22 protein-coding genes are annotated in these 20,379 nt (G+C 68.3%); 2 read left to right on the forward strand and 20 right to left on the reverse strand.

All coding sequences use genetic code 11. The features are described from left to right. Positions 1 to 5: 5 nt before the first annotated feature. The gene (locus tag MTBSS4_RS05935) at positions 6 to 1,244 is read right to left on the reverse strand and encodes a DUF2325 domain-containing protein (protein WP_173982478.1); all 1,239 of its coding nucleotides are present in this window, start codon (positions 1,242 to 1,244) and stop codon (positions 6 to 8) included. Positions 1,245 to 1,359: 115 nt separating this feature from the next. On the opposite strand from MTBSS4_RS05935, the gene rarD reads away from it, so the two are divergent. Next, positions 1,360 to 2,262, forward strand: coding sequence for an EamA family transporter RarD (rarD, locus tag MTBSS4_RS05940; protein ID WP_173982479.1), 903 nt, complete (start codon positions 1,360 to 1,362; stop codon positions 2,260 to 2,262). Here rarD and MTBSS4_RS05945 read toward each other — a convergent pair. The 19 genes from MTBSS4_RS05945 to MTBSS4_RS06035 form a co-directional block, all read right to left on the reverse strand. Continuing rightward, positions 2,249 to 2,548, reverse strand: coding sequence for a hypothetical protein (locus MTBSS4_RS05945; RefSeq protein ID WP_173982480.1), 300 nt, complete (start codon positions 2,546 to 2,548; stop codon positions 2,249 to 2,251). The two genes, rarD and MTBSS4_RS05945, sit on opposite strands and share 14 nt — an antisense overlap. 55 nt (positions 2,549 to 2,603) lie before the next feature. Continuing rightward, positions 2,604 to 3,311 carry a TetR/AcrR family transcriptional regulator gene (locus MTBSS4_RS05950; protein WP_173982481.1) on the reverse strand — a complete coding sequence of 236 codons (708 nt, stop codon included), beginning with the start codon at positions 3,309 to 3,311 and terminating at the stop codon, positions 2,604 to 2,606. A 67-nt stretch (positions 3,312 to 3,378) separates the two neighbouring features. Continuing rightward, positions 3,379 to 3,834 (reverse strand): CoxG family protein, encoded by a 456-nt coding sequence (locus MTBSS4_RS05955; RefSeq protein ID WP_173982482.1) that lies wholly within the window; start codon positions 3,832 to 3,834, stop codon positions 3,379 to 3,381. Between the two features lie 53 nt (positions 3,835 to 3,887). Continuing rightward, positions 3,888 to 5,048, reverse strand: coding sequence for a dihydropteroate synthase (folP, locus tag MTBSS4_RS05960; RefSeq protein ID WP_173982483.1), 1,161 nt, complete (start codon positions 5,046 to 5,048; stop codon positions 3,888 to 3,890). Beyond that, the gene (ftsH, locus tag MTBSS4_RS05965) at positions 5,041 to 6,960 is read right to left on the reverse strand and encodes an ATP-dependent zinc metalloprotease FtsH (RefSeq protein ID WP_173982484.1); all 1,920 of its coding nucleotides are present in this window, start codon (positions 6,958 to 6,960) and stop codon (positions 5,041 to 5,043) included. The genes folP and ftsH overlap by 8 nt, the downstream gene beginning before the upstream one ends. A gap of 87 nt (positions 6,961 to 7,047) precedes the next feature. Continuing rightward, complete coding sequence (gene tilS / locus MTBSS4_RS05970; RefSeq protein WP_173982485.1) at positions 7,048 to 8,346, reverse strand: tRNA lysidine(34) synthetase TilS; 1,299 nt, start codon at positions 8,344 to 8,346, stop codon at positions 7,048 to 7,050. 25 nt (positions 8,347 to 8,371) lie between these two features. Beyond that, positions 8,372 to 9,406: a tol-pal system protein YbgF gene (ybgF, locus tag MTBSS4_RS22700; RefSeq protein WP_305792023.1), complete on the reverse strand. Its 1,035-nt coding sequence runs from the start codon at positions 9,404 to 9,406 to the stop codon at positions 8,372 to 8,374. 142 nt (positions 9,407 to 9,548) lie between these two features. After that, positions 9,549 to 10,040 carry a peptidoglycan-associated lipoprotein Pal gene (pal, locus tag MTBSS4_RS05980; protein WP_173982486.1) on the reverse strand — a complete coding sequence of 164 codons (492 nt, stop codon included), beginning with the start codon at positions 10,038 to 10,040 and terminating at the stop codon, positions 9,549 to 9,551. 164 nt (positions 10,041 to 10,204) lie between these two features. Next, on the reverse strand, positions 10,205 to 11,548 hold the full coding sequence (tolB, locus tag MTBSS4_RS05985) for a Tol-Pal system beta propeller repeat protein TolB (RefSeq protein WP_254432406.1): 1,344 nt from the start codon (positions 11,546 to 11,548) through the stop codon (positions 10,205 to 10,207). Further along, positions 11,545 to 12,477, reverse strand: a complete 933-nt coding sequence (locus tag MTBSS4_RS05990; RefSeq protein WP_173982488.1) for a TonB C-terminal domain-containing protein — start codon at positions 12,475 to 12,477, stop codon at positions 11,545 to 11,547. The genes tolB and MTBSS4_RS05990 overlap by 4 nt, the downstream gene beginning before the upstream one ends. Positions 12,478 to 12,486: 9 nt before the next feature. Beyond that, positions 12,487 to 12,954, reverse strand: coding sequence for a protein TolR (tolR, locus tag MTBSS4_RS05995; RefSeq protein ID WP_173982489.1), 468 nt, complete (start codon positions 12,952 to 12,954; stop codon positions 12,487 to 12,489). Next, the gene (gene tolQ, locus MTBSS4_RS06000) at positions 12,954 to 13,679 is read right to left on the reverse strand and encodes a protein TolQ (protein WP_173982490.1); all 726 of its coding nucleotides are present in this window, start codon (positions 13,677 to 13,679) and stop codon (positions 12,954 to 12,956) included. Before tolQ ends, tolR begins: the two co-directional genes overlap by 1 nt. Positions 13,680 to 13,684: 5 nt before the next feature. Beyond that, positions 13,685 to 14,113 carry a YbgC/FadM family acyl-CoA thioesterase gene (locus tag MTBSS4_RS06005; RefSeq protein WP_173982491.1) on the reverse strand — a complete coding sequence of 143 codons (429 nt, stop codon included), beginning with the start codon at positions 14,111 to 14,113 and terminating at the stop codon, positions 13,685 to 13,687. Further along, positions 14,110 to 15,156 carry a Holliday junction branch migration DNA helicase RuvB gene (gene ruvB / locus MTBSS4_RS06010; protein ID WP_173982492.1) on the reverse strand — a complete coding sequence of 349 codons (1,047 nt, stop codon included), beginning with the start codon at positions 15,154 to 15,156 and terminating at the stop codon, positions 14,110 to 14,112. The genes MTBSS4_RS06005 and ruvB overlap by 4 nt, the downstream gene beginning before the upstream one ends. Before the next feature lie 118 nt (positions 15,157 to 15,274). Further along, positions 15,275 to 15,907, reverse strand: coding sequence for a Holliday junction branch migration protein RuvA (ruvA, locus tag MTBSS4_RS06015; protein WP_173982493.1), 633 nt, complete (start codon positions 15,905 to 15,907; stop codon positions 15,275 to 15,277). Continuing rightward, the gene (gene ruvC, locus MTBSS4_RS06020) at positions 15,904 to 16,401 is read right to left on the reverse strand and encodes a crossover junction endodeoxyribonuclease RuvC (RefSeq protein WP_173982521.1); all 498 of its coding nucleotides are present in this window, start codon (positions 16,399 to 16,401) and stop codon (positions 15,904 to 15,906) included. The genes ruvA and ruvC overlap by 4 nt, the downstream gene beginning before the upstream one ends. A 22-nt stretch (positions 16,402 to 16,423) precedes the next feature. Next, a complete protein-coding gene (locus MTBSS4_RS06025; RefSeq protein ID WP_173982494.1) occupies positions 16,424 to 17,176 on the reverse strand; it encodes a YebC/PmpR family DNA-binding transcriptional regulator in 753 nt (250 codons plus the stop codon). A gap of 178 nt (positions 17,177 to 17,354) precedes the next feature. Continuing rightward, positions 17,355 to 18,203 carry an RNA polymerase factor sigma-32 gene (locus tag MTBSS4_RS06030; protein WP_173982495.1) on the reverse strand — a complete coding sequence of 283 codons (849 nt, stop codon included), beginning with the start codon at positions 18,201 to 18,203 and terminating at the stop codon, positions 17,355 to 17,357. Positions 18,204 to 18,305: 102 nt separating this feature from the next. Then, positions 18,306 to 19,352, reverse strand: coding sequence for a DUF475 domain-containing protein (locus MTBSS4_RS06035; RefSeq protein ID WP_173982496.1), 1,047 nt, complete (start codon positions 19,350 to 19,352; stop codon positions 18,306 to 18,308). A 113-nt stretch (positions 19,353 to 19,465) separates the two neighbouring features. Between MTBSS4_RS06035 and MTBSS4_RS06040 the strand changes: the two genes are divergently transcribed. Continuing rightward, on the forward strand, positions 19,466 to 20,377 hold the full coding sequence (locus tag MTBSS4_RS06040) for a hydrogen peroxide-inducible genes activator (protein WP_173982497.1): 912 nt from the start codon (positions 19,466 to 19,468) through the stop codon (positions 20,375 to 20,377). Positions 20,378 to 20,379: the final 2 nt, after the last annotated feature.

Consider the following 20,379-nt stretch of genomic DNA (forward strand, 5'->3'; position numbering starts at 1 on the left):
TCGCCTCAGGCCGAGCCGCCGGCCGCCGCCGGCGCGTGCCCCACCGTCTCCAGGGCGCGCAGAAAGGCGCCCAGGCCCGAGCGGCGGACGGGAACGAACGGCTTTTCCCACCGCTTGCACAGGCGCTTGAGCTGGTCGTGGGCCATGTGGCTGACGCAATCGACCGGAAACATCACCGCGTCCGCCTGGCTCAGCAGGCCCGACAGCCGCCCCATGCTTTCCTCGAAGCCGCCGTCGTGATGGACAAGGGTGCCGTTGCATTCCTCCACCAGACGGCGCATGTGCTGGACGTGGCCGGCCCGCCCTCCGACATAGAGGATGCAGCGGCCGCACAGATCCGGCCGGCCGCACGTCCGGCCGCAGAATGCGGCGGCATCGCCATCGAACACGCCGCCCAGACGGGATTCCATGGCCGCCAGCTCGGCGCGGACGTCGTTCATCTCCTGGCTGAGATCAAGATTTTCGCGCAGGGCCTCGGCCGCCTTGGCCTCCAGATCCCGCCGGGCGGCTTCGGCGGATTTCAGGGCGGCGGTCTCCAGAATCAGGCTCTGGCGCAATTCCCCCACCAGCGCCTTCAGCGCCGTCAGTTCGGCCGCGGCGTCGACCGCATGGGCAAGCCGGCGGTTTTCCGCCAGTTCCAGGTCCAGCCGCTCCTTCAGTTCCCGGATGCTGGCGTCGCGGGCCTCCGTCTCGGCCCGCAGGCGTTCCTGCTGGCGGGCGGCCCTGGCCTCCAGTTCGGCGTTTTCCTTCTGAAGGTCGTGGAATCGCTTCAGGTCGACACGGGCGGCAGCGCCGACCTGATGCGACAGCATGTGGATTTCCCCGAACACGCTGGCGCGCAGCGTCTCGGTCGCCGCCGGATGGGACATCAGCGCCCAGCAGGCCCCGGCCACCTCGCCCTTGTCCATGGCGTCGCGCCACAGCGCCTCCAGGTCGGCGACCGAGGCGGCCCGGCGGAAGCGGCCGAGGGCGGAAGCGTGCTTGTGATCCAGCAGCTTGGTGATGGCCTTGGACACCGCCCGCTCGCGGGAGGCCAGCTGGATCATCCCGGTGTGGACCTCGTAATCGGTGGGATTGGGCCGGGGAAACACCGCCCCCTGCCTGACCGCCAGCCGCCGCAATTCGCCCATGCTGAGACAGGTGCCGATGATGGTGCAGTACCACCCGGTTTCCAGGTCGGAAAGCCTCAGCCGCTTTCCCGCGACCGGAACCGGGAGAGCATCCGCCTTGCAGGATTCGCACATGATCACCTCCGGAAAGATCGAGAGGCGATCTTATATGCGAGTAATTCTTAATTTCAATTACTTTCCCGCAAATCGCGGGCTTGTGGTCGAAATCCAGCTCGGGCATGGTCGCGGTATGACCACTTCCCTATCCCCCGCCGAAGCCCGCAAGGGCGTGCTGTTCGCCATCGCCTGCTACGGCAGTTGGGGATTGTTTCCGGCATTCTGGCGGCTGCTGGCCGAATTGCCCCCGGCCGACGTGCTGGCCTGGCGCATCGTCTGGTCGCTGCTGGCGGTGCTGATCCTGGTGGGATGGCAGCGGCGCTGGAACGACGTACTCGTCCTGCTGGGATCGCGGCGACGGCTGGCGGTGCTGGCCGCCTCGACCGCCTGCATCAGCGTCAACTGGCTGGTGTTCATCGCGGCGGTGGGCGGCGGCAAGGTGCTGGAAGCCAGCATGGGCTATTTCCTCAACCCGCTGGTCAATGTCGCCCTGGGAGTGATGGTGCTGAAGGAACGGCTGCGGCCGCTGCAATGGCTGGCGGTGGCCCTGGCGGTGGCGGGCGTCGCCCAGCTGACCGTGGCCACCGGCTCGCCGCCCTGGGTGGCGCTGATCCTGGCGGTGACCTTCGGCATCTACGGCCTGCTGCGCAAGCGGCTGCCGGTGGCGCCGCTGATCGGCCTGGCGGTGGAAACCGGCCTGATGCTGCCGTTCGCCCTGGCGTGGCTGGCTTGGCGGGTGCTGGCCGGAGGAGCCCCCATGCTGGGGGGAAGCGTCGAGCTTGCCCTGATCCTGGCGGCCAGCGGCCCGGTCACCGCCCTGCCGCTGCTGTGGTTCGCGGCGGCGGCGACGCGCATGCGCTACGCCTCGCTGGGGTTCTTCCAGTACATGGCCCCGACCGGCCATTTCCTGCTGGCGGTGCTGGCCTACGGCGAGATGCCGGAACCGGCCCACTGGCTGACCTTCGCCTGTATCTGGGTCGCAATCCTGCTCTATTCCGCCGACATCTGGCGGCAGTACCGCCTCAGCGCGGCATGAAGCCGCCGCCCTGGCCGCAGGCATAGGCCGCGACCTCGGGAGTGAGCAGGCCGCATTTCATGGGGGCGAAGCTGGTGCCGATGAAACGGGTCACCTGCATGCCGTAGGCGGCGCATTGGCGGGTGGCGGCGGCCTTGACCTCGTCCATGGACAACGACCAGCCGCTGGCGAAGCAGACATAGCTGGTCGGCCCCTCGGTGGTGTTGGGAACCAGCGTGCGCGGCGACGAGCAGCCCCCCAAGGCCAGGGCCGCGACAGCCGCCAACGAGATCAAATGCGCACGCATGTGGATTTCCCCCCTCAAGAAAAGCCTGAGGGAGAGGTAGCCCCACCGCAACCGCTTAGCAAGCGCTTTCCGTGGCGAAGGCGCGGAAGGCGGCGGGAATGCCGGCGAGATAGGACCGCACGAGCTGGCTGATCACAGTCTCCATGTCCTCGGGGGTCTGGGTCTGATAGACCCAGCGGCGCAGGCCGACATAGCCGATGGCGCCGTGCAGCCCCGCCACCAGCTCGATCTCCAGCGGCGACACCGGCGAGTCCGAGGGCACGCCGGCCTCGGCCCGAATCTCGCGGCACAGCGGCTCGAACAGATGCTGGCGGACGTGAAGCATGTAACGGTTGGCGATGGATTCGTCCTTAAGCCCGGCGAACATGAACAGCCGCACCCGTTCGAAACTGAAATTCGCCTTGGTGTAGCTCCGATAGAACTCCACCACCCGTTCGACCAGCGGCACCGACCGGTCCGTCAGGGCCACATCCCAGCCGGCATCCCAGCCCCCCAGGAACACCTCGCGGTAGACCCGGTCGATCAGGGCGTCCTTGTCGGGGAAATAGCGGTAGAGCAGCGGCTGGGTCACCCCCAGGCGCTGGGCCAGGGCCCGCGTCTGTCCCTCGAAACCGACCTCGGCGAAAAAGCGGATGGCCTCGGCCACGATCAGCTTTTCGCGCTCGGTCCTCGGCAGACGGCGCCTGGGCCGGGGAACGGCCGCCGAATCCTGGGGGCGGGGCGTCTTGTGACGATGGGGGGTGGAGTGAGGGGAGGCATCCATGCGCGGGGGGACCTTCGCATCTGTATGTAACGTAATGTAACACCCCTATATAGCTACAAACACCTAGTCATATGCAATCGGGTTGGCACCCGAGGCTATTATTCAGATTCCGGAAAAAAGATTCGGCGGTCCTGGCGGCGAAGCCGTGCAACAGGCGGCCGCCGACCGAGGCCAGCTTGCCGCCGATCTGGCCGCTGGCCGTCCATCGCAGCACGGTGGCGGCGCCGTCGTCGGCCAGAACCACCCGCGCCGACCCGCCGACGAATCCGGCGACACCGCCCTGCCCCTGGCCCCTCAGGGTATAGGCTTCGGCCTCGATCACGTCTTCCAGCGACAGGCTTCCCGAGAAACGGGCCGACAGCCCGGCGATCCTGACCGCGACCGTCGCGGCATAGCTGGCCGTCCCCGTCCGTTCCAGGCTTTCGCAGCCGGGAATGCAGCCGGCCAGCACCGCCGGGTCATTCAAGGCCCGCCAGACCTTCTCCCGCGGCGCTCCGATACGATGTTCGCCGTCGAATTCCATGACGCCCTCCCTCCGGTTCGGAAACGCAGCACCTGCGTGGCGCCGACGGCCGATCACGCCCCCGTCCGCATGGCCCGCCAGATGGCGAGCGCCTGCACCGTCTCGGGCACGTCGTGGACGCGAAGCACATGCATGCCGGCGTCCACGCCGGCCAGTTCAGCGGCCAGGGTGCCGGGCAGGCGATGCCGGGCATCCTCGCCCCGGCTCAGCCGGGGAATGAAGCTCTTGCGAGAAACTCCCAGCAGGACCGGCAGGCCGAGACCGTGCAGCAGCGCCAGCGAGCCGAGAATCTGGGCATTGTGCTCCGGCGTCTTGCCGAATCCGATGCCGGGATCGATGCAGATGCGCGAGCGTTCGATGCCGGCGGCCTCGCAGGCGGCCACCCGCTCGGCCAGATCGTCCAGCACGTCCAACGGGGCGCAGGCGTAGCGCGGCGCCGCCTGCATGGTGCGCGGGTCGTCGCCCTGCATGTGCATGAGGCAGAGATCGGCCCCGGACCGGGCCGCCACCCGGAGCGAATCCGGATCGCCAGCCAGGGCGGTGACGTCGTTGATGATGCCGGCTCCGGCGGCGACGGCGCTGTCCATGACGCGGGCGTGGCGAGTGTCGATGGACACCGTGATGCCGCGTTCGGCCAGGGCGCGGACCACCGGCAGCACGCGGCGCTCCTCCTCCTCCGGCGGAACCGGCTGGGCGCCGGGGCGGGTGGATTCGCCGCCGACGTCGATGATGTCGGCCCCGGCCTCGATCATGGCCAGGGCGCGGGTGATGGCGGCTTCGGCCGGAAACGCCTCGCCGCCGTCGGAAAAACTGTCGGGAGTGACGTTGACGATGCCCATGACCAACGGGCGCGACAGGTCGAACCCGGCCCAGGCCGGCCGGCGGCGTCCGATGCGGTGAATCAGGCCAGAGACATGGCGGGTGATCTCCGGGGTCTCGGACTCGGCCCAGGCCACCACCTCGGAAAAGGGGGCCACGGCGAGGTCGGCGCCGTGGGGACGCCGCAGCAGCACCCCAAGCGCGGTGAAGGCGGCCCAGCCGTCGGCGAGAGGCCAGCCCTGACCGGCGATGATGGCGGCGGCGGCCTGCTCGCCCCAGGCCAGCCCGGTCGGCAACAGATGAAGCTGGCGGGAAATTCCCTCGGCCGCCAGCTCGAATCCCCGCGGCAGGGCGGGGATTCGGCGGAAGGCGGAGGCAACGGCCGGATCAGGCACCCGGCTGCGGTTCCGGGCCGAAGCTGCCCCGTCCGGTGGCCGGTCCCGACGACGGAACCGACGACCGGCGCGGCGTGTCCTTGGAACGGTAATCGCCGTCGGAACGGTGGACCGGCTCGCCCCGGATCAGCGAATCGATGTCGTCCCTGGACAGGGTCTCGTATTCCAGCAGGCCCTTGGCGATGATCTCAAGCTCGGCGCGGTACTTGGCAAGGATGTCGCGGGCGGTGTTCTCGCCTTCCTCGACGAAGCGGCGAACCTCGGAATCGATCAGGGCCGAGGTGGCTTCCGACACGCTCTTGTGCTGGGTCACCGAATGCCCCAGGAAGATTTCCTCCTGGTTGTCGTTGTAGCGCAGCGGCCCCAGCTTTTCCGAGAATCCGAACTCGGTCACCAGCTTGCGCGACAGTTCGGTGGCGCGCTGGATGTCGTTGGAAGCGCCCGTGGTCACCGCGTCGAGGCCGAAGATCATCTCTTCCGCCACCCGGCCGCCGAAGAAGGCGGCGATCATGGACTTGATCTGGCGCAGCGACAGCGAATAGCGGTCGCGTTCCGGCAGCGACATGGTCAGGCCCAGGGCGCGGCCGCGCGGAATGATGGTGACCTTGTGCAGCGGCTCGTGACCGGGCACATGCATCATCACCAGGGCGTGGCCGGCCTCGTGATAGGCGGTGAGCTTCTTCTCCTCCTCGGTCATGACCATGGAGCGGCGCTCGGACCCCATCATCACCTTGTCCTTGGCGGCCTCGAAATCCGACATGGTGACCACCCGCTTGCCGATGCGAGCCGCCAGCAGGGCGGCCTCGTTGACCAGATTGGACAGGTCGGCGCCGGAAAAGCCGGGAGTGCCGCGGGCGATGACGCGGGCGTCCACGTCGGGCGACAGCGGCACTTTGCGCATGTGGACCTTCAGAATCTTCTCGCGCCCCAGGATATCGGGATTGGGCACCACCACCTGGCGGTCGAAGCGGCCGGGACGCAGCAAGGCGGGGTCCAGCACGTCGGGACGGTTGGTGGCCGCGATCAGGATGACGCCCTCGTTGGACTCGAAGCCGTCCATCTCGACCAGCAACTGGTTCAGGGTCTGCTCGCGCTCGTCGTTGCCGCCGCCCAGGCCGGCGCCGCGATGGCGGCCGACCGCGTCGATCTCGTCGATGAAGATGATACAGGGCGCGTTCTTCTTGCCCTGCTCGAACATATCGCGGACGCGCGACGCGCCGACGCCGACGAACATCTCGACGAAGTCCGAGCCCGAGATGGTGAAGAACGGCACGTTGGCCTCGCCGGCGATGGCGCGGGCCAGCAGGGTCTTGCCGGTGCCGGGCGGGCCGACCAGCAGGCAGCCCTTGGGAATCTTGCCCCCTAAGCGCTGGAACTTCTGCGGGTCCTTCAGGAACTCGACGATTTCCTCCAGTTCCTGCTTAGCCTCGTCGATGCCGGCGACGTCCTCGAAGGTGACGCGGCCGGTCTTTTCGGTCAGCAGGCGGGCGCGGGACTTGCCGAAGCCCATGGCCTTGCCGCCACCCGACTGCATCTGGCGCATGAAGAACACCCAGACGCCGATCAGCAGCAGCATCGGGAACCACGACACCAGCACGCTCCACAGCGTCGGCGCGTCCTCGGTCTGGGGCACCGCCATGATGCGCACGTTGGCGCCGCGCAGCTTGTCGACCACGTTGGCGTCCGGCGGCATGTAGGTGGAGAAGGCGCGGCCGTCGGTGAAATGGCCGGTCAGGGTGTTGCCCTGGATGGTGACGTCGGCGACGCTGCCCCGTTCCACGTCGGTCAGGAAGTCGGAATAGGCGGTCTGACCCGGCCCGCGCGGGGGCGAGGATGCCTGGAACAGGTTGAAGAGCATCACCAGCAGCACGGCGATGATGACCCACAGCGCCAGGTTCTTGCTGAAGTTCAAGGTCGGGTCCTTCCTGGTTTGGCCGCGACGCCGCCGCTGGCGGCGGCCGTCCCGGCCGGAATGCTTAGCCCTACAGATAGTGCCGAATCAGGGCCAGACAAGAACACGCCCCGCTTCGGCCGGCCACGCCGGCTCCAGCCGGAGCAGCGCGGCCGTCGCCACACGATGGTTATAGCCGAGGTGAGGCACGGCGGAAACACCATCCTGATCGAACAGGGCCGGCAAGGTCGGGCGCACGCAGGCCGGCAGCCACTCCACCCCGGAGACGGCGGCGATCCGCCGGCTTCCCAGCGCCCCCAGGCGAAGCCCCGGCGGCGGCGTTTCCGCCACCTCGACCCGGAAGCGGCCATCCCAGACGAAGGTTTGCCCCCCGATCACCGCAACCGGCGGCGCAGTCCGGGCGGGTTCGCGGCAGATCAGGATATGATCGCCGCCGTCCGGAACCACCCGGCACCCGGCCAGGGTGCGGGGCCGCTCCAGCCCGGTGGCGACATCGCCATGCAGCCGCTCCAGCCGTTCCAGCCGGGACGGATAGTCCCCACCGCCAACCGCCCTCAGCAGGCGGGACAGCAGACGCAGGCCGATCTCGTCGGGAAGCCGGGCCAGTCCGGCGGCGTCGCAGCGGATGAATCCGGCGGGATGAAGGCCGGCCAGCCTCGCCGCCGCCTCCGTCGTCACCTGTTCCAGGGCGGCGCGGGCGCGGCCCATGCGCCGGGCGGTGGCGGCCAGACGCTCGGCGGTCAGTCCCTCCGCCGCCAGGGCGGGGGCCAGCCGGCGCAGCCGGACCCGGGCGAAGGCGGAATTGGCGTTGGAGGAATCCTCGACCCAGTCCTGGCCCTGCGCCGCCAGGGTGGCGCGCAGACGGTCGCGCGGGACGTCCAGCAACGGCCGGACCAGCCGTCCCCAGGCGGTCGGCCGCTCGGCCGCCATGGCCGACAGGCCGTCGACCCCCGACCCCCGGCCCAGGCGCAGCAGCACCGTCTCCGCCTGATCCTCGCGGTGATGGGCCAGCAGCAGATGGCGGATGGACCGGTCGGCGCAAAATCCGCCCAGCAGGCGATAGCGGGCTTCCCGCGCCGCCGCCTGGATGCCGGCGGCGGGCTTGACGCCCGTCCAGGGAAGACTGACATGGGAAATGCCGCGCCGGCCCAGCCAGTCGCCGACCATGGCCGCCTCGCGCCCTGATTCGGGCCGCAGGCGGTGATCGACCGTCACCGCCACGGCCTCGCCGCCACGGGCGACGGCCCATCCGGCGGCCAGCAACGCCAGGGCCAGGCTGTCGGCCCCGCCCGAAACCGCCACCGCGAGGCGGGGCGGCGACCCGAACGGCTCCAGCCGCGCCATCAGGGCGGCGAACTCGTCGGAACCGAGGGCGGCGGCGGTCATGGCGGCGACAGGCCCGCCCCGCCCGTTACTTGCAGCCCAGCTTCTGCCTGTCGCCGGTGGCGGCGCGCTTCAGGCGGTCGGCCATGCCGGGATGCTCGGCGAACAGCAGGGCATAGGTGCGGCAGGCCTGATCCTTCATCTGCAACTGGCCGAACGAGGCCCCCAGCTTGTAAAGCATGTCGGGAGCCTTGGGGTGCTTGGGATACTTCTTGTAGGCCTCGCCGAACAGCTTGGCCGACCGGGTGAAGTCCTTGCGCCGCGAGAAGGCGATGTCGCCCAGCCAGTATTGGGCGTTGCCGGCCAGGGAGTGGCCGGGATGAGCCTTCAGGAAGGCCTGGAAGCCGTTTTCAGCCCCGTCGTAATCGCCCTTGTCCAGCAGCTTGTAGGCCATGTCGTAGGCGGCCTGCGGGTCCTTGGGGACGGCGGGAGGAGCGGCGGACGGCGGCGGCTCCGCCGGCGGCTTGGCCAGCGCCTTCTTCAGGTCCTTTTCCGGCATGCTGCCCAGCACCTGCGGTCCGGGCGCCGGCCCCTCGCCCTCGGCCGAGTTGGAGCCGGGGACAACGCCCTTGGGCGGGATCAGGACCGGCGCGCCGTTGGGCTGGGTGGCCCCCGCCGCCGGCATGGACAGCGCCTGCCCCGGCTGGGGCTGGCCGGACGCGCCCGGGGCGCGGTGATCCTGGATTTCCTTGAAGCGCAGATCGATATCGGCCTGCATGCGCTCGATCTGCCTGGCCAGTTGCGTCGCCTTGAAATTGGCCTCCTCCGCCTTGCCGGTAAGGTGGCGGACCATGTCTTCCAGCACGTTGATGCGGTCGTCCAGGTGTGACGCCATGGTGCCGGTGACGCTGCCGTCACCGGTGGCGCCGCCCAGGGCGGGCGAGCGGACGACGGTGGCGCCGCCGCCGCGGGCGGCCTGGGACTGCATGATCGCCAGATCCCGCTCCAGCCGGTCGATGCGGTCGTAAAGGGCGCGAACGTCGGTCTGGGCCGAGGCCGGAGGAGCCGACAGGACGCTGCCGAGCAGCGTGGCGAGAATGGTGATGGCGACGATGCGGCGCACGGCTCGACCTCGTGGAGAATGGAGAATCCGGAGGACGGATCATGGAATGGCTTGACGGCAAAAATAAGGCGCCCGCCCAATCCGCCGGTCAGAAGACCCAACGGATGGGCGGACGCCCATTTTCACGTCGTCGATGCCCTGATTAGTTCAGGACGGTGACGCCACGACGGTTCTGCGACCAGGCGGCCTCGTTCGAGCCGAGGGCGACCGGACGCTCCTTGCCGTAGGACACGACCTTGACGCGCGAGGCGGCGACGCCATTGGCAGCCAGGAATTCCTTCACGGCGTTGGCGCGCTTCTCGCCGAGGGCGAGGTTGTACTCGCGGGTGCCGCGCTCGTCGGCATGGCCCTCGATGGTCATGGCGTAGTTGCCATACTTCTTCAGCCAAGCGGCCTGCTTGGCCAGGGTGGCCTTGGCATCGGCGCGCAGGACCGACTTGTCGAAGTCGAAGAAGACGCGATCGCCGACATTGGCGACGAAGTCTTCCTTCGAGCCGGGGGCGATGGTCTTGACGGCGGAAGCGGCCGGAGCGGTCTGGCCGGCGCCACCCTTGGCGCCGGTGTCGGACGGCGCGGATTCGCAGGCGGCCAGCAGAGCGGCGGCGGCAAAGATGCTCAGAAAACGAAGTTTCATATTTGAGGACTCCCCCTCAATGCGACGCGGGACGGAAACGTGATCGGACCCTAAGATTGTGTGCCGGCCGACAGGCCGGCACGCCTCTTTCGGAAACACCTTCAGCTTGGGACCAAGTGTCTCCGAAATAAATCCCAATCGGGGCGGACTATACAAAGATAATTCTAGGGAATCAAGGGGGACCACGCGGGATCGGAGCCGTCGAGCGGAGTCAACAGCACCCTCTCGTTGACGCCGGTAAGGTCGATGGTGAACAGGCGCACGCTCTGTCCGCGCCCCCGCTCGTCGGACGGAGCCTCGCGGAAAAACGACAGGACGCGGCCATTGGGCGCCCAGGTCGGGCCTTCCACCAGGAATCCCTCGGCCAGCAGGCGCTCGCCCGATCCGTCGGGGCGCATGACACCTATGAAGAATTGCCCGCCCTTCTGCTTGGTGAAGGCGATCAGGTCGCCGCGCGGGCTCCATACCGGAGTGGCGTAGCGCCCGTCGCCGAAGCTGATGCGGGTCGGGTTGGCGCCGGTCGCCCCCATGATGTAAAGCTGCTGGCCGCCGCCCCGGTCGGACTCGAACACGATCTGCGAGCCGTCGGGCGCATAGCTGGGGGCGGTCTCGATGGCGGGGCTGTTGGTCAGCCGCGCCTTCTGCCGGGTCAGCAGGTTCATTTCGTAGATTTCGGTGTTGCCGTCCTCGGCCATGCTGAACACCACCTTGTTGCCGTCGGGCGAGAAGCGCGGCGCGAAGGTCATGCCGGGAAAGGTTCCCAGCGCCTCGCGCCGGCCGGTGTCCAGGTTGAAGATGTAGACGCGGGGAACCCCCCGGTAATAGGACAGGTAGGTGATCTCGCGGGCGCTGGGGGAAAAGCGCGGCGTCAGCACCAGTTCGCTGCCGTCGGTGAGGAAGCGGTGTCCCTCGCCGTCCTGGTCCATGATGGCCAGGCGCTTCTTGCGGTCGTTCTTGGGACCCGATTCCGCGATATAGACGATCTGGGTGTCGAAATAGCCGTCCTCGCCGGTCACCCGCTTGTAGATGGCGTCTGCCACCTTGTGGGCCAGCCGCCGCCAGTCGGCGGGAGCCGCCGCCAGGGTCCAGCCGGTCATGTACGACTCGGCGAACACGTCCCACAGGCGGAATTCGACCTTGATCCGGCCATCGCCAGTGGCCTCGACCTTGCCGACCACCAGCGCCTCGGCGTTGATGGCCTTCCAGTCGGGGAAGCGCGGCTGCACCTGCAACGACGCCACCGTCTGGATGAAGGCCTTGGGATCGACCGGCTTGAACAGGCCGGAACGCTCCAGGTCGGCCGAGACCACCCGGGCGATGTCGGCGCCGACGCGGCCGTCCTGCGGCCCCGCCCCGGCGAAATCGGGGATGGCGATGGGCAGCGGCTTCATCTGGCCGCGGGTGATGTCGATGCGAACCTCGGCCCCGGCGGGGAGGGAAACCAGAACCCCGAGGAGGACAGTTGCGGCCAGCGCCGCAAGGGAGCGGATGCGAGACATGGGAATCACCTTCCTGCCGCGAATTTGGGATTGAATCTCAGGGCGAAGTCCTTGAACTGCTCGTACTTGTTGGCCGGAATCGGCAACGGCGAGGCGGCCCGCACCGCCCGGCGCGCGCTGTCGGCGGCAGCCTGGTAATAGGGGTTCAGCATCATCATCGCGTCGTGAACGATCTCGGCGGCGGTGACGGTGCCGTCGGGCAGCACCGAAACCTTGATCTCGACGATCAGCTTGTCGGCGTCCTTGGCGCCGGCCGGCACGTTCCAGAACCGTTCCACATGGGCGCGGATGCGATCCTGCTCGGTCATGGACACCGGTTCGAGCGGATTGCTGGACGCCGAGCCGCGCACCGCCTGGGCCTGGGTCTGGGTGGCCTGCTTGTTCTCCGGCACCGACGGCTTGGCCTTCTCGGCCGCCTTCAGCATCTTGTCGATCTCGTCCACCGGCGTCGGCTTTCTCTTCTCGACCGATTTCAGCAGCGAATCCAGCTCGTCGGTCACCGCCTTCTGCTTCTTGGGCGGTTCCGGCTTGGGTTCCGGCCTGGGCGGCTCCGGCTTCGGCGGCTCGGGCTTGGGCGGTTCCGGCTTGGGCGCCGGGGCGGGTTCCGGCTTGGGCGGCGGCGGCGGAGGGGCCGGCGGCGGCGGGGGTGCCGGCGGAGGAGGAGGAGGAGCCGGCTTGGGCGGTTCGGGCTTCGGCGGTTCGGGCTTGGGCTCGGGCTTGGGCGGTTCCGGCTCGGCCTTCTGCGGCTCGGGCTGGGGCTTGTTGTCCTGCAAGGGGGGCGGATTGCTCTTCTCGCCGATGGGGACGATGTCGACCACCATCGGCCGCTCGTCCATGGGCGGATCGCGCCAGAACTGCGGCAGCCCGAACATCGCGATCAGGAAGATCGCAAGATGCAGGATGCCGGAGTAGACGTAGCTGTCGCGCCGCAAATCCATGGCGAAAGGCTAGCGCCCCCCCTTCCTGGCGGGGGTGGACGGATCGACCGAACCCTTGATCTCGGTCACCAGCGCCACCTTGGAGAAGCCGGCGGCGTTCAGGTTCCCCATCACCTCCATGACGCGGCCATAATCGACGGCCTTGTCGCCACGCACGAAGATGCGGGTCTCGGGCTTCTGGGCGGTGATGGCTCTCAGGCGGGGGGCCAGTTCGTCCATCTGCACCTCGGTTTCCTGAATCCAGATCTTGCCGTGGGCGTCGACCGACACCGACAGGGGCTGGTCCTCGCCCTTCAGCGGCGCCGCCGAGGTCTTGGGCAGGTCGACCTGGACGCCGGCGGTCATCAGCGGCGCCGTCACCATGAAGATGACCAGCAGCACCAGCATGACGTCGACCATGGGGGTGACGTTGATCTCGGCCACCGGACGGAACCGGCGGGAATGCCCGCCCTTGCGGCCGCCGATGGAGGCGCCCATCAGGCCTTCTCCTCAAGCTGGCGCGACAAGATGGCGCCGAATTCGCCGGCGAAATTCTCCAGCCGCTTGGAATAGCGGTCGAGATCGCTGGAAATCTTGTTGTAGGCGATCACCGCCGGAATGGCGGCCACCAGCCCCAGGGCGGTGGCGAACAGCGCCTCGGCGATGCCGGGGGCGACCACGGCGAGCGAGGTGTTCTTGGTGGAAGCGATGGACTGGAAGCTGTTCATGATGCCCCACACCGTGCCGAACAGGCCGATGAACGGCGCCGTCGAGCCGACCGAGGCCAGGAAACCCAGCCGGCGTTCCAGCAATTCCATCTCGCGCCCCAGGGTCACCGTCATCACCCGGTCGATGCGCTGGGGCAGGCTGACGCGGGTGCTGTCGCGGTCCGCCAGCCCCTTGGCGGCGGAGCGGCGCCATTCCCGCATGGCGGCGACGAAGATGGACGACATGGGGTCCAGCGGCCGCGAGCCGATGCGGTCGTACAATTCCTCCAGCGAGCCGCCCGACCAGAACGCCTCCTCGAACTGCTCGGCGCGGGTGTCGAGCTGGCGCACCTTGATCAGCTTGTCGAAGATGATCGCCCAGCACCAGAACGACGCCGCGATCAGCGACAGCATGACGAACTTGACGATGATGTCGGCGCGCAGGAACAGCGCCCACATGGAGAGGTCGTGCTGCATGGCGGCCTCGGCCACCGCCGCCGTCTGAGAAGGATCCATGATTCCTACCGCCTTTCCCTGATCCAGTTCCCGAACAAGTCCCTGATGGCCGCCGGAATGCGCGCCGGCTTGCCGGACAGGGTGATATAGCCCAGCCGCACCCCGATGCGAACCAATTCCACGCCGTCATCCTCGCGCCGGATGGACTGGTCCAGCTCGACGCTGGCCCCGCCCACCGCGACGATTCCGGTTTCCACCCGCAGCAGGTCGTCGAGCCTGGCCGGCCGCAGGAAATCCATGGTGGCGCCGCGAACCGCGAAGGCGGTGCCCCCGCCCCGCTCCAGCAGCGCCCGCTGGCTGATGCCCAGCCCGCGCACCATCTCGGTCCGCGCCCGCTCGGCATAGTTCAGATAGACCGAGTGATAGACGATGCCGCCGGCGTCGGTATCCTCGAAATAAACCCGGACGGGAAAGACATGAACGCGAGGCGTCATTCGTCGTCCTCCGGCAGGGTCGCCAGAAGATCCATCTGCACCAGCAGGTCGCGGGGCGGATTGAGGCCGATATGCCGGAACCCCGAGGCCGACAGCATCCGCCCCCTCGGCGTGCGCTGGATCAGTCCTTGTTGCAGCAGATAGGGCTCCACCACCTCTTCCAGGGTGTCGCGGCTTTCCGACAGCGCCGCCGCCAGGGTCTCGACCCCCACCGGGCCGCCGCCGTAATTCTCGGCGATGCAGCGCAGATAGCGGCGATCCATGGAATCCAGGCCGATCTGGTCGACCTCCAGCCGGTTCAGCGCCGCGTCGGCGATTTCGGCGTCGACCGGCGAGCGACCGGCCACGGCGGCGAAGTCGCGGACCCGGCGCAGCAGGCGGCCGGCGACACGCGGCGTGCCGCGGGACCGCCTGGCCACCTCGGCGGCGCCGTCGGCGGTCAGGCCGAATCCCAGCACGCGGGCGCCCCGGCCGACGATGGATTGCAGTTCCTCCGGCGTATAGAAATTCATCCGGCAGGGAATGCCGAACCGCTCGCGCAGCGGCGTGGTCAGCAGGCCGGAACGGGTGGTCGCCCCCACCAGGGTGAACTGGGGAAGGTCGATGCGGACCGAACGGGCGGCCGGCCCCTCGCCGATGATGAGATCGAGCTGAAAGTCCTCCATCGCCGGATAGAGCACTTCCTCTATGGCAGGATTAAGGCGATGTATCTCGTCGATGAACAAGACGTCGCGCGGCTCCAGATTGGTCAGCAGCGCCGCCAGATCGCCGGCCCGCTGGATCACCGGCCCCGAGGTGGCGCGGAACCCCACCCCCAGCTCGCGGGCCATGATCTGGGCCAGCGTCGTCTTGCCCAGGCCGGGCGGGCCGTGGAACAGCACATGGTCCAGCGCCTCGCCTCGCGACCGGGCGGCGCTGATGAACACCTTCAGATTGTCGCAGACCTGCCGCTGGCCGACGAAGTCGTCCAGCGATTGCGGCCGGATCGATCCCTCGGAATCGCCGGGCCGCTGTTCTGGCGATATTTCGCGGTTCCCGCTCATTATTTCGGCCCCTCAGACGCCGGGCGGCGCGCCCTCAATGGGCTAGTCGCGCCATGGGCATGCGGGCCGCACGCCCGTCTTCCATGCCGCTCCTTGTCGGGCCGTGAGGTCATGACCGTCATCGCGTCAGGTCCTTGCCCAGGCGCTTCAGCGCGGCGCGGATCAGGGTGGAGGCGTCGGCGTCCTCCGGCAGGTCGCGGGCGGTCTCGCCCACCGCCTGGAACGCCTCCAGCCGCTTGTAGCCCAGGTTGACCAGGGCGGACACCGCGTCCTCCATGCGGCCCGGGGCGGCGGGCGGCGCGGCGGCGGCGGCCACGGCCGAACCGGCCGGGGCGAGGCCGCCCAGGCTGATCCGGCCGGCCTTGTCCTTCAGCTCGGTGAGGATGCGCAGCGCCAGCTTCGGCCCGACCCCGCCGGCCCGGGTCAGGCCGGCCTTGTCCTGCGCCGCGATGATCTGGAGCAATTGCTCGGGCGTCGCCACCGACAGGATCGACAGCGCCACCCTGGCGCCAACCCCCTGGACCGTGGTCAGCAGGCGGAACCAGTCGCGCTCGCCGGTTTCCAGGAAGCCGTAAAGCTGGATGGCGTCCTCGCGCACATGGGTCTCGACGAACAGGGCGCAGGCGACGCCGGCCTGAAGCCGCGCCAAGGTGCGGGCCGAGCACGACACCAGATAGCCGACGCCGCCACAATCGACCACCGCCCAGTCGTCGCCCACGGAATCGATCAGCCCCTTCAGCCGGGCGATCATCGCAGCGCTCCGGCCAGACGTTTCTGGGTGTTGCGGTGATGGGCATGGCAGATGGCCACCGCCAGGGCGTCGGCGGCGTCCGGAGTGGCGGCGAGACAGCCGGGCAGCAGGGTGCGAACCATCATGCCCACCTGTTCCTTGGCGGCGCGCCCGGTTCCCACCACCGATTGCTTGACCAGGGCGGCGGCATACTCGCCCACCCTCAGGCCAGCCCTGGCCGGAGCCAGCAGCACGACGCCGCGGGCCTGCCCCAGCTTCAGCGTGCTTTCGGGGTTCTTGTTGACGAAGGTCTCCTCCACCGCCGCCTCCTCGGGGCGCCATTCGGCGATGACGGCGTTGACGCCGTCATGCAATTGCACCAGCCGCTCGGCCAGCGACAGCGCCGCGTCCGACCTGACCACCCCGTCGGCGACATGGCGAAGGCGATTGTCCACCACGTCGATGACCCCCCAGCCGGTGGCGCGCAACCCCGGGTCCAGCCCAAGAATTCTCATGACCTGGGCCACGCTCGATCCCCTAGCCGCCGAGACGCTCCATCAACTCGTCCGAAATTTCGAAATTGGCCTGGACCCGCTGGACGTCGTCGTTGTCCTCCAGGATGTCCAGCAGCTTCAGCAGCAGCCGGGCGGTATCCTCGTCGGTGACGGGCACGGTGGTCTGCGGCTTCCAGTCCAGGCGGGCGTATTCCGGCGTGCCGAAGCGCGATTCCAGCGCTTCCCGCACCTGGCCGAGGTCCTCGGGAGCGCAGGTCACCTCGTGCCCCTCGTCGTCGGATTCGACATTGTCGGCCCCGGCGTCCAGGGCGCCTTCGAACATGGCCTCGCCGCTGGCGGCGGCGACCGGATAGCGGATGGCGCCGACCCGGTCGAACATGAACGACACCGAATTGGTCTCACCCATGGCGCCGCCGTTCTTGGAAAAGGCGGAGCGGACCTCGGAGGCGGTGCGGTTGCGGTTGTCGGTCAGCCCCTCGACGATGATGGCCACCGAGCCGGGGCCGTAGCCCTCGTAGCGGACCTCCTCGTAATTGGCGCCGTCCTCGCCGCCGGCACCGCGCTTGATGGCGCGGTCCATGGTGTCCTTGGCCATGTTGGCGCCCCGCGCCGCGACGATGGCGGCGCGCAGGCGCGGATTGGCGGCCGGGTCGGGCAGGCCGGACTTGGCCGCCACCGTCAGTTCGCGGATCAGCTTGGTGAATATCTTGGCCCGCTTGGCGTCCTGCGCGCCTTTGCGGTGCATGATGTTCTTGAACTGAGAATGACCCGCCATGATCCGTCACCAACCCCAATGCAATGGTGTTCGAGCGGTGCCTATACCACATATTGTGGATGGACAACAATGCCGCTGCCTTCGATGGCGAAGGCGCGGCACTATGGCACCGGCCAGGAGCCGGAGCAAGATTTCCCCGCCGGGAAAATGGCGGCCGGCGGGGATATCCGGCGCGGGCCTATCCGGCCGCCAGGCGGGGAGCGGCGGAGGTCATCAGGCGGCGCAGTTTCCGGATGGCCTCGGCCTCGATCTGGCGCACCCGCTCGCGCGAGATGTTGTAGCGCCGGGCCAGGTCCTCCAGGCGCAGCGGCCGCTCCCGCAAGGTGCGCTCGGTCAGGATATTTTGCTCGCGCTCACTGAGGGCGGGCCAGCTTCGGGCCAGGGCGTCGCGGCGCAGCGTCATCTCCTGGCGCTCGCCAAGCACGGCTTCGGCGTCGGGACGCTCGTCGGGCAGCAATTCGCCCAGGCTGGCGGTCTTGCCAGCCGCCAGCGGCGCGTCCAGCGAGCGGGCGGGATGACTCATCAGCCGGTCCATCTCGGTCACCGTGCGGACCCCGACCTTGAGGTCGCGGGCGATGGCGCTGGTCTCGTCGGGGCTGAGCTGGCCGCCGCGCGGCCCCAGCAGCTTGGCTTTCAGCGCCTTCAGCTTGAAGAATACCCGCTTGCGGTCGGCGGTGACGGAAAAGCTGACCGGCGTCGAAAAGCGCAGGACATATTCGTACATGGTGGCGCGGACCCACCACTGGGCATAGGTGGCGAAACGCAGCCCCCGCTCGGCGTCGAAGCCGTCCAGGGCCCGCAGCAGGCCGATATTGCCCTCGGCGATCAGGTCCTCGACCGGCAGGCCATAGCCGCGGAACCGGCCGGCCATCTTCAGCACCAGGGGCAGATGGCTGGTGACCAGCCGCGCCCGGGCGGACACGTCTCCGGCCTCGCGCCAGGCACGGGCCAGCGCCAGTTCATCCGCAGCCGACAGCATGGCGTCGTGCCGCTCGGCATGGGCCTTGGTGGTGGACGGAATGGTCATGGCGAACCTGCCTTGTCTCTGCCTCAACTGTTTCCCAGCTTAGCGGCGACAAGACAGATAGGTCCAATCGATCCTAACTCTTTATTTGATAGTCAATACCTATCAAACTCCGTCGCGTCGATTCTGCCGGATCGAACTGGCGAAGGACAGGACGATCAAAACGGCCCCGATCAGGCCGGTGATGACCTCGGGAATGTGGGTGACGCTGCCGACCAGCATCAGGGCGGCCAGCGCCAGGATCGCCCAGAAGGCGCCGTGCTCCAGATAGCGGTAGGCGGACAGGGTCCCCTTCTCCACCAGCATGATGGTGAGCGAGCGAACGAACATGGCGCCGATTCCCAGGCCCAGGGCGATGATGAACAGGTTGTTGGTCAGGGCGAAGGCGCCGATGACGCCGTCGAAGGAGAAGCTGGCGTCCAGCACCTCCAGATACAGGAACGAGGCGAAGCCGGACTTGGCCACCAGGGCGGAGCCTTCCTCGTCGACGCCCATCAGGGCGCTGACGCCTTCCACCGCCACGAAGGTGATGATGCCCAGCATGCCCGACAGGATGAAGGGCAGCACCGCCGCCTCGGGCAGCAGGCGCGAGATGCCGTACAGCAGGATCATCACCAGGGCGATTTCCACCGCCTCGATCTTGCCCAGCTTGGTCAGGGGCTCCTCCACCAGCCTCACCCAGTGGACGTCCTTGTTGACGTCGAAGAAGAACTTCAGTCCCACCATGGCCAGGAAGGTCCCGCCGAAGGCGGCGATGGAGACATGGGCGGCGTTCATGATGCGGGCGTATTCCTCGGGCCGCGTCGCCGCCAGGACCAGGGCCTGCCAGGGCGAGACCTCGGCCATGACCCCGACGATCAGCAGCGGGAAGACGATGCGCATTCCAAACACCGCGATCAGGATGCCCCAGGTCAGGAAGCGCCGCTGCCATATGGGCGGCATGGTCCTCAGCACCTTGGCGTTGACCACGGCGTTGTCGAACGACAGCGAGATTTCGAGAACCGCCAGCACCGCCACGATGAACAAGGTGGACAGCGCCGCCGGGATGGTCTTGCCGTATTCCAAGCCCACGAACCAAGCCAGCACCAGCGAGACCAGGGTAAAGGCGATCGAGCCCCAGAAATAACGCAAGGTGGCGGTGAACGCGGCCATGGCGGACCCATACGGTTGGAATGGTGAAGGGTGGCGGACGATGGTCATAGCCGTCTCACCCCGTCCAATCGGCTTTTGTTGTGAAGCTGATAGCTTCAGCCTATCATTGTTCCATGATCACCCTGCGCCAACTGCAATGTTTCGCCGCCGTCGCCGAATGCCTGCATTTCCGCCGGGCCGCCGAACGCATCAACATCAGCCAGCCGGCGCTGTCGGCCCAGATTTCCCAATTGGAGGAGAGCCTGGGGGTGCTGCTGCTCGAACGCACCCGCCGCCGGGTCCTGCTGACCCCCATCGGCCGCGATCTGGCCGAACGGGCCAACGACATCCTGAAAAGCGTCAGCGACCTGGAGGAATTCGCCCACGGCGCCCGCACCCCGCTGAGCGGCACCCTGCGGCTGGGGGTGCTGCGCACCCTGGGGCCTTATCTGCTGCCCCACTTCCTCCCCGAGATGCGCCGCCGCCACCCCGATCTCAAGCTCTATCTGCGCGAGGACCCGGACGACCGCCTGCTGGACGAACTGACCAGCGGCCAGCTGGACCTGATCCTGATGGCCTCGGCCCCCAGGAACGACGATCACCTGACGGTGGTGCCGCTGTTTCGCGAGCCGCTGTGGGCCGTGCTGCCGCTGGGGCACCGGCTGGCCGCCAAGGACAGCCTGGCCCAGGCCGACCTGGCCGGAGAATCGCTGATCTTGCTGGAATTCGGCGACGGGCTGCGCGAACCGGTGCTGGCGCTGTGCCATGCCGCCGGCAGCCGCGAGCACGCCGATTTCCGGGCCACCAGCCTGGATTCGCTGCGCCAGATGGTGGCGACCGGACTGGGCGCCACCTGCCTGCCGGCGCTCTATGTGGATGCCGAGGCCCTGGCCGACGAGCAGATCGTGGTGCGCCCGTTCGACGCCCCCGCCCCCGCCCGCTCCATCGATCTGGTGTGGCGCCGGACCAGCGCCCGCTCGCCCGAATTCCGCCTGTTCGCCGAACTGGTGGCGTCACACCTGCCAACCGTGGTGACGCCACTCTGAGC

Source organism: Magnetospirillum sp. SS-4 (assembly GCF_902729425.1).
Lineage (GTDB): Bacteria > Pseudomonadota > Alphaproteobacteria > Rhodospirillales > Magnetospirillaceae > Phaeospirillum.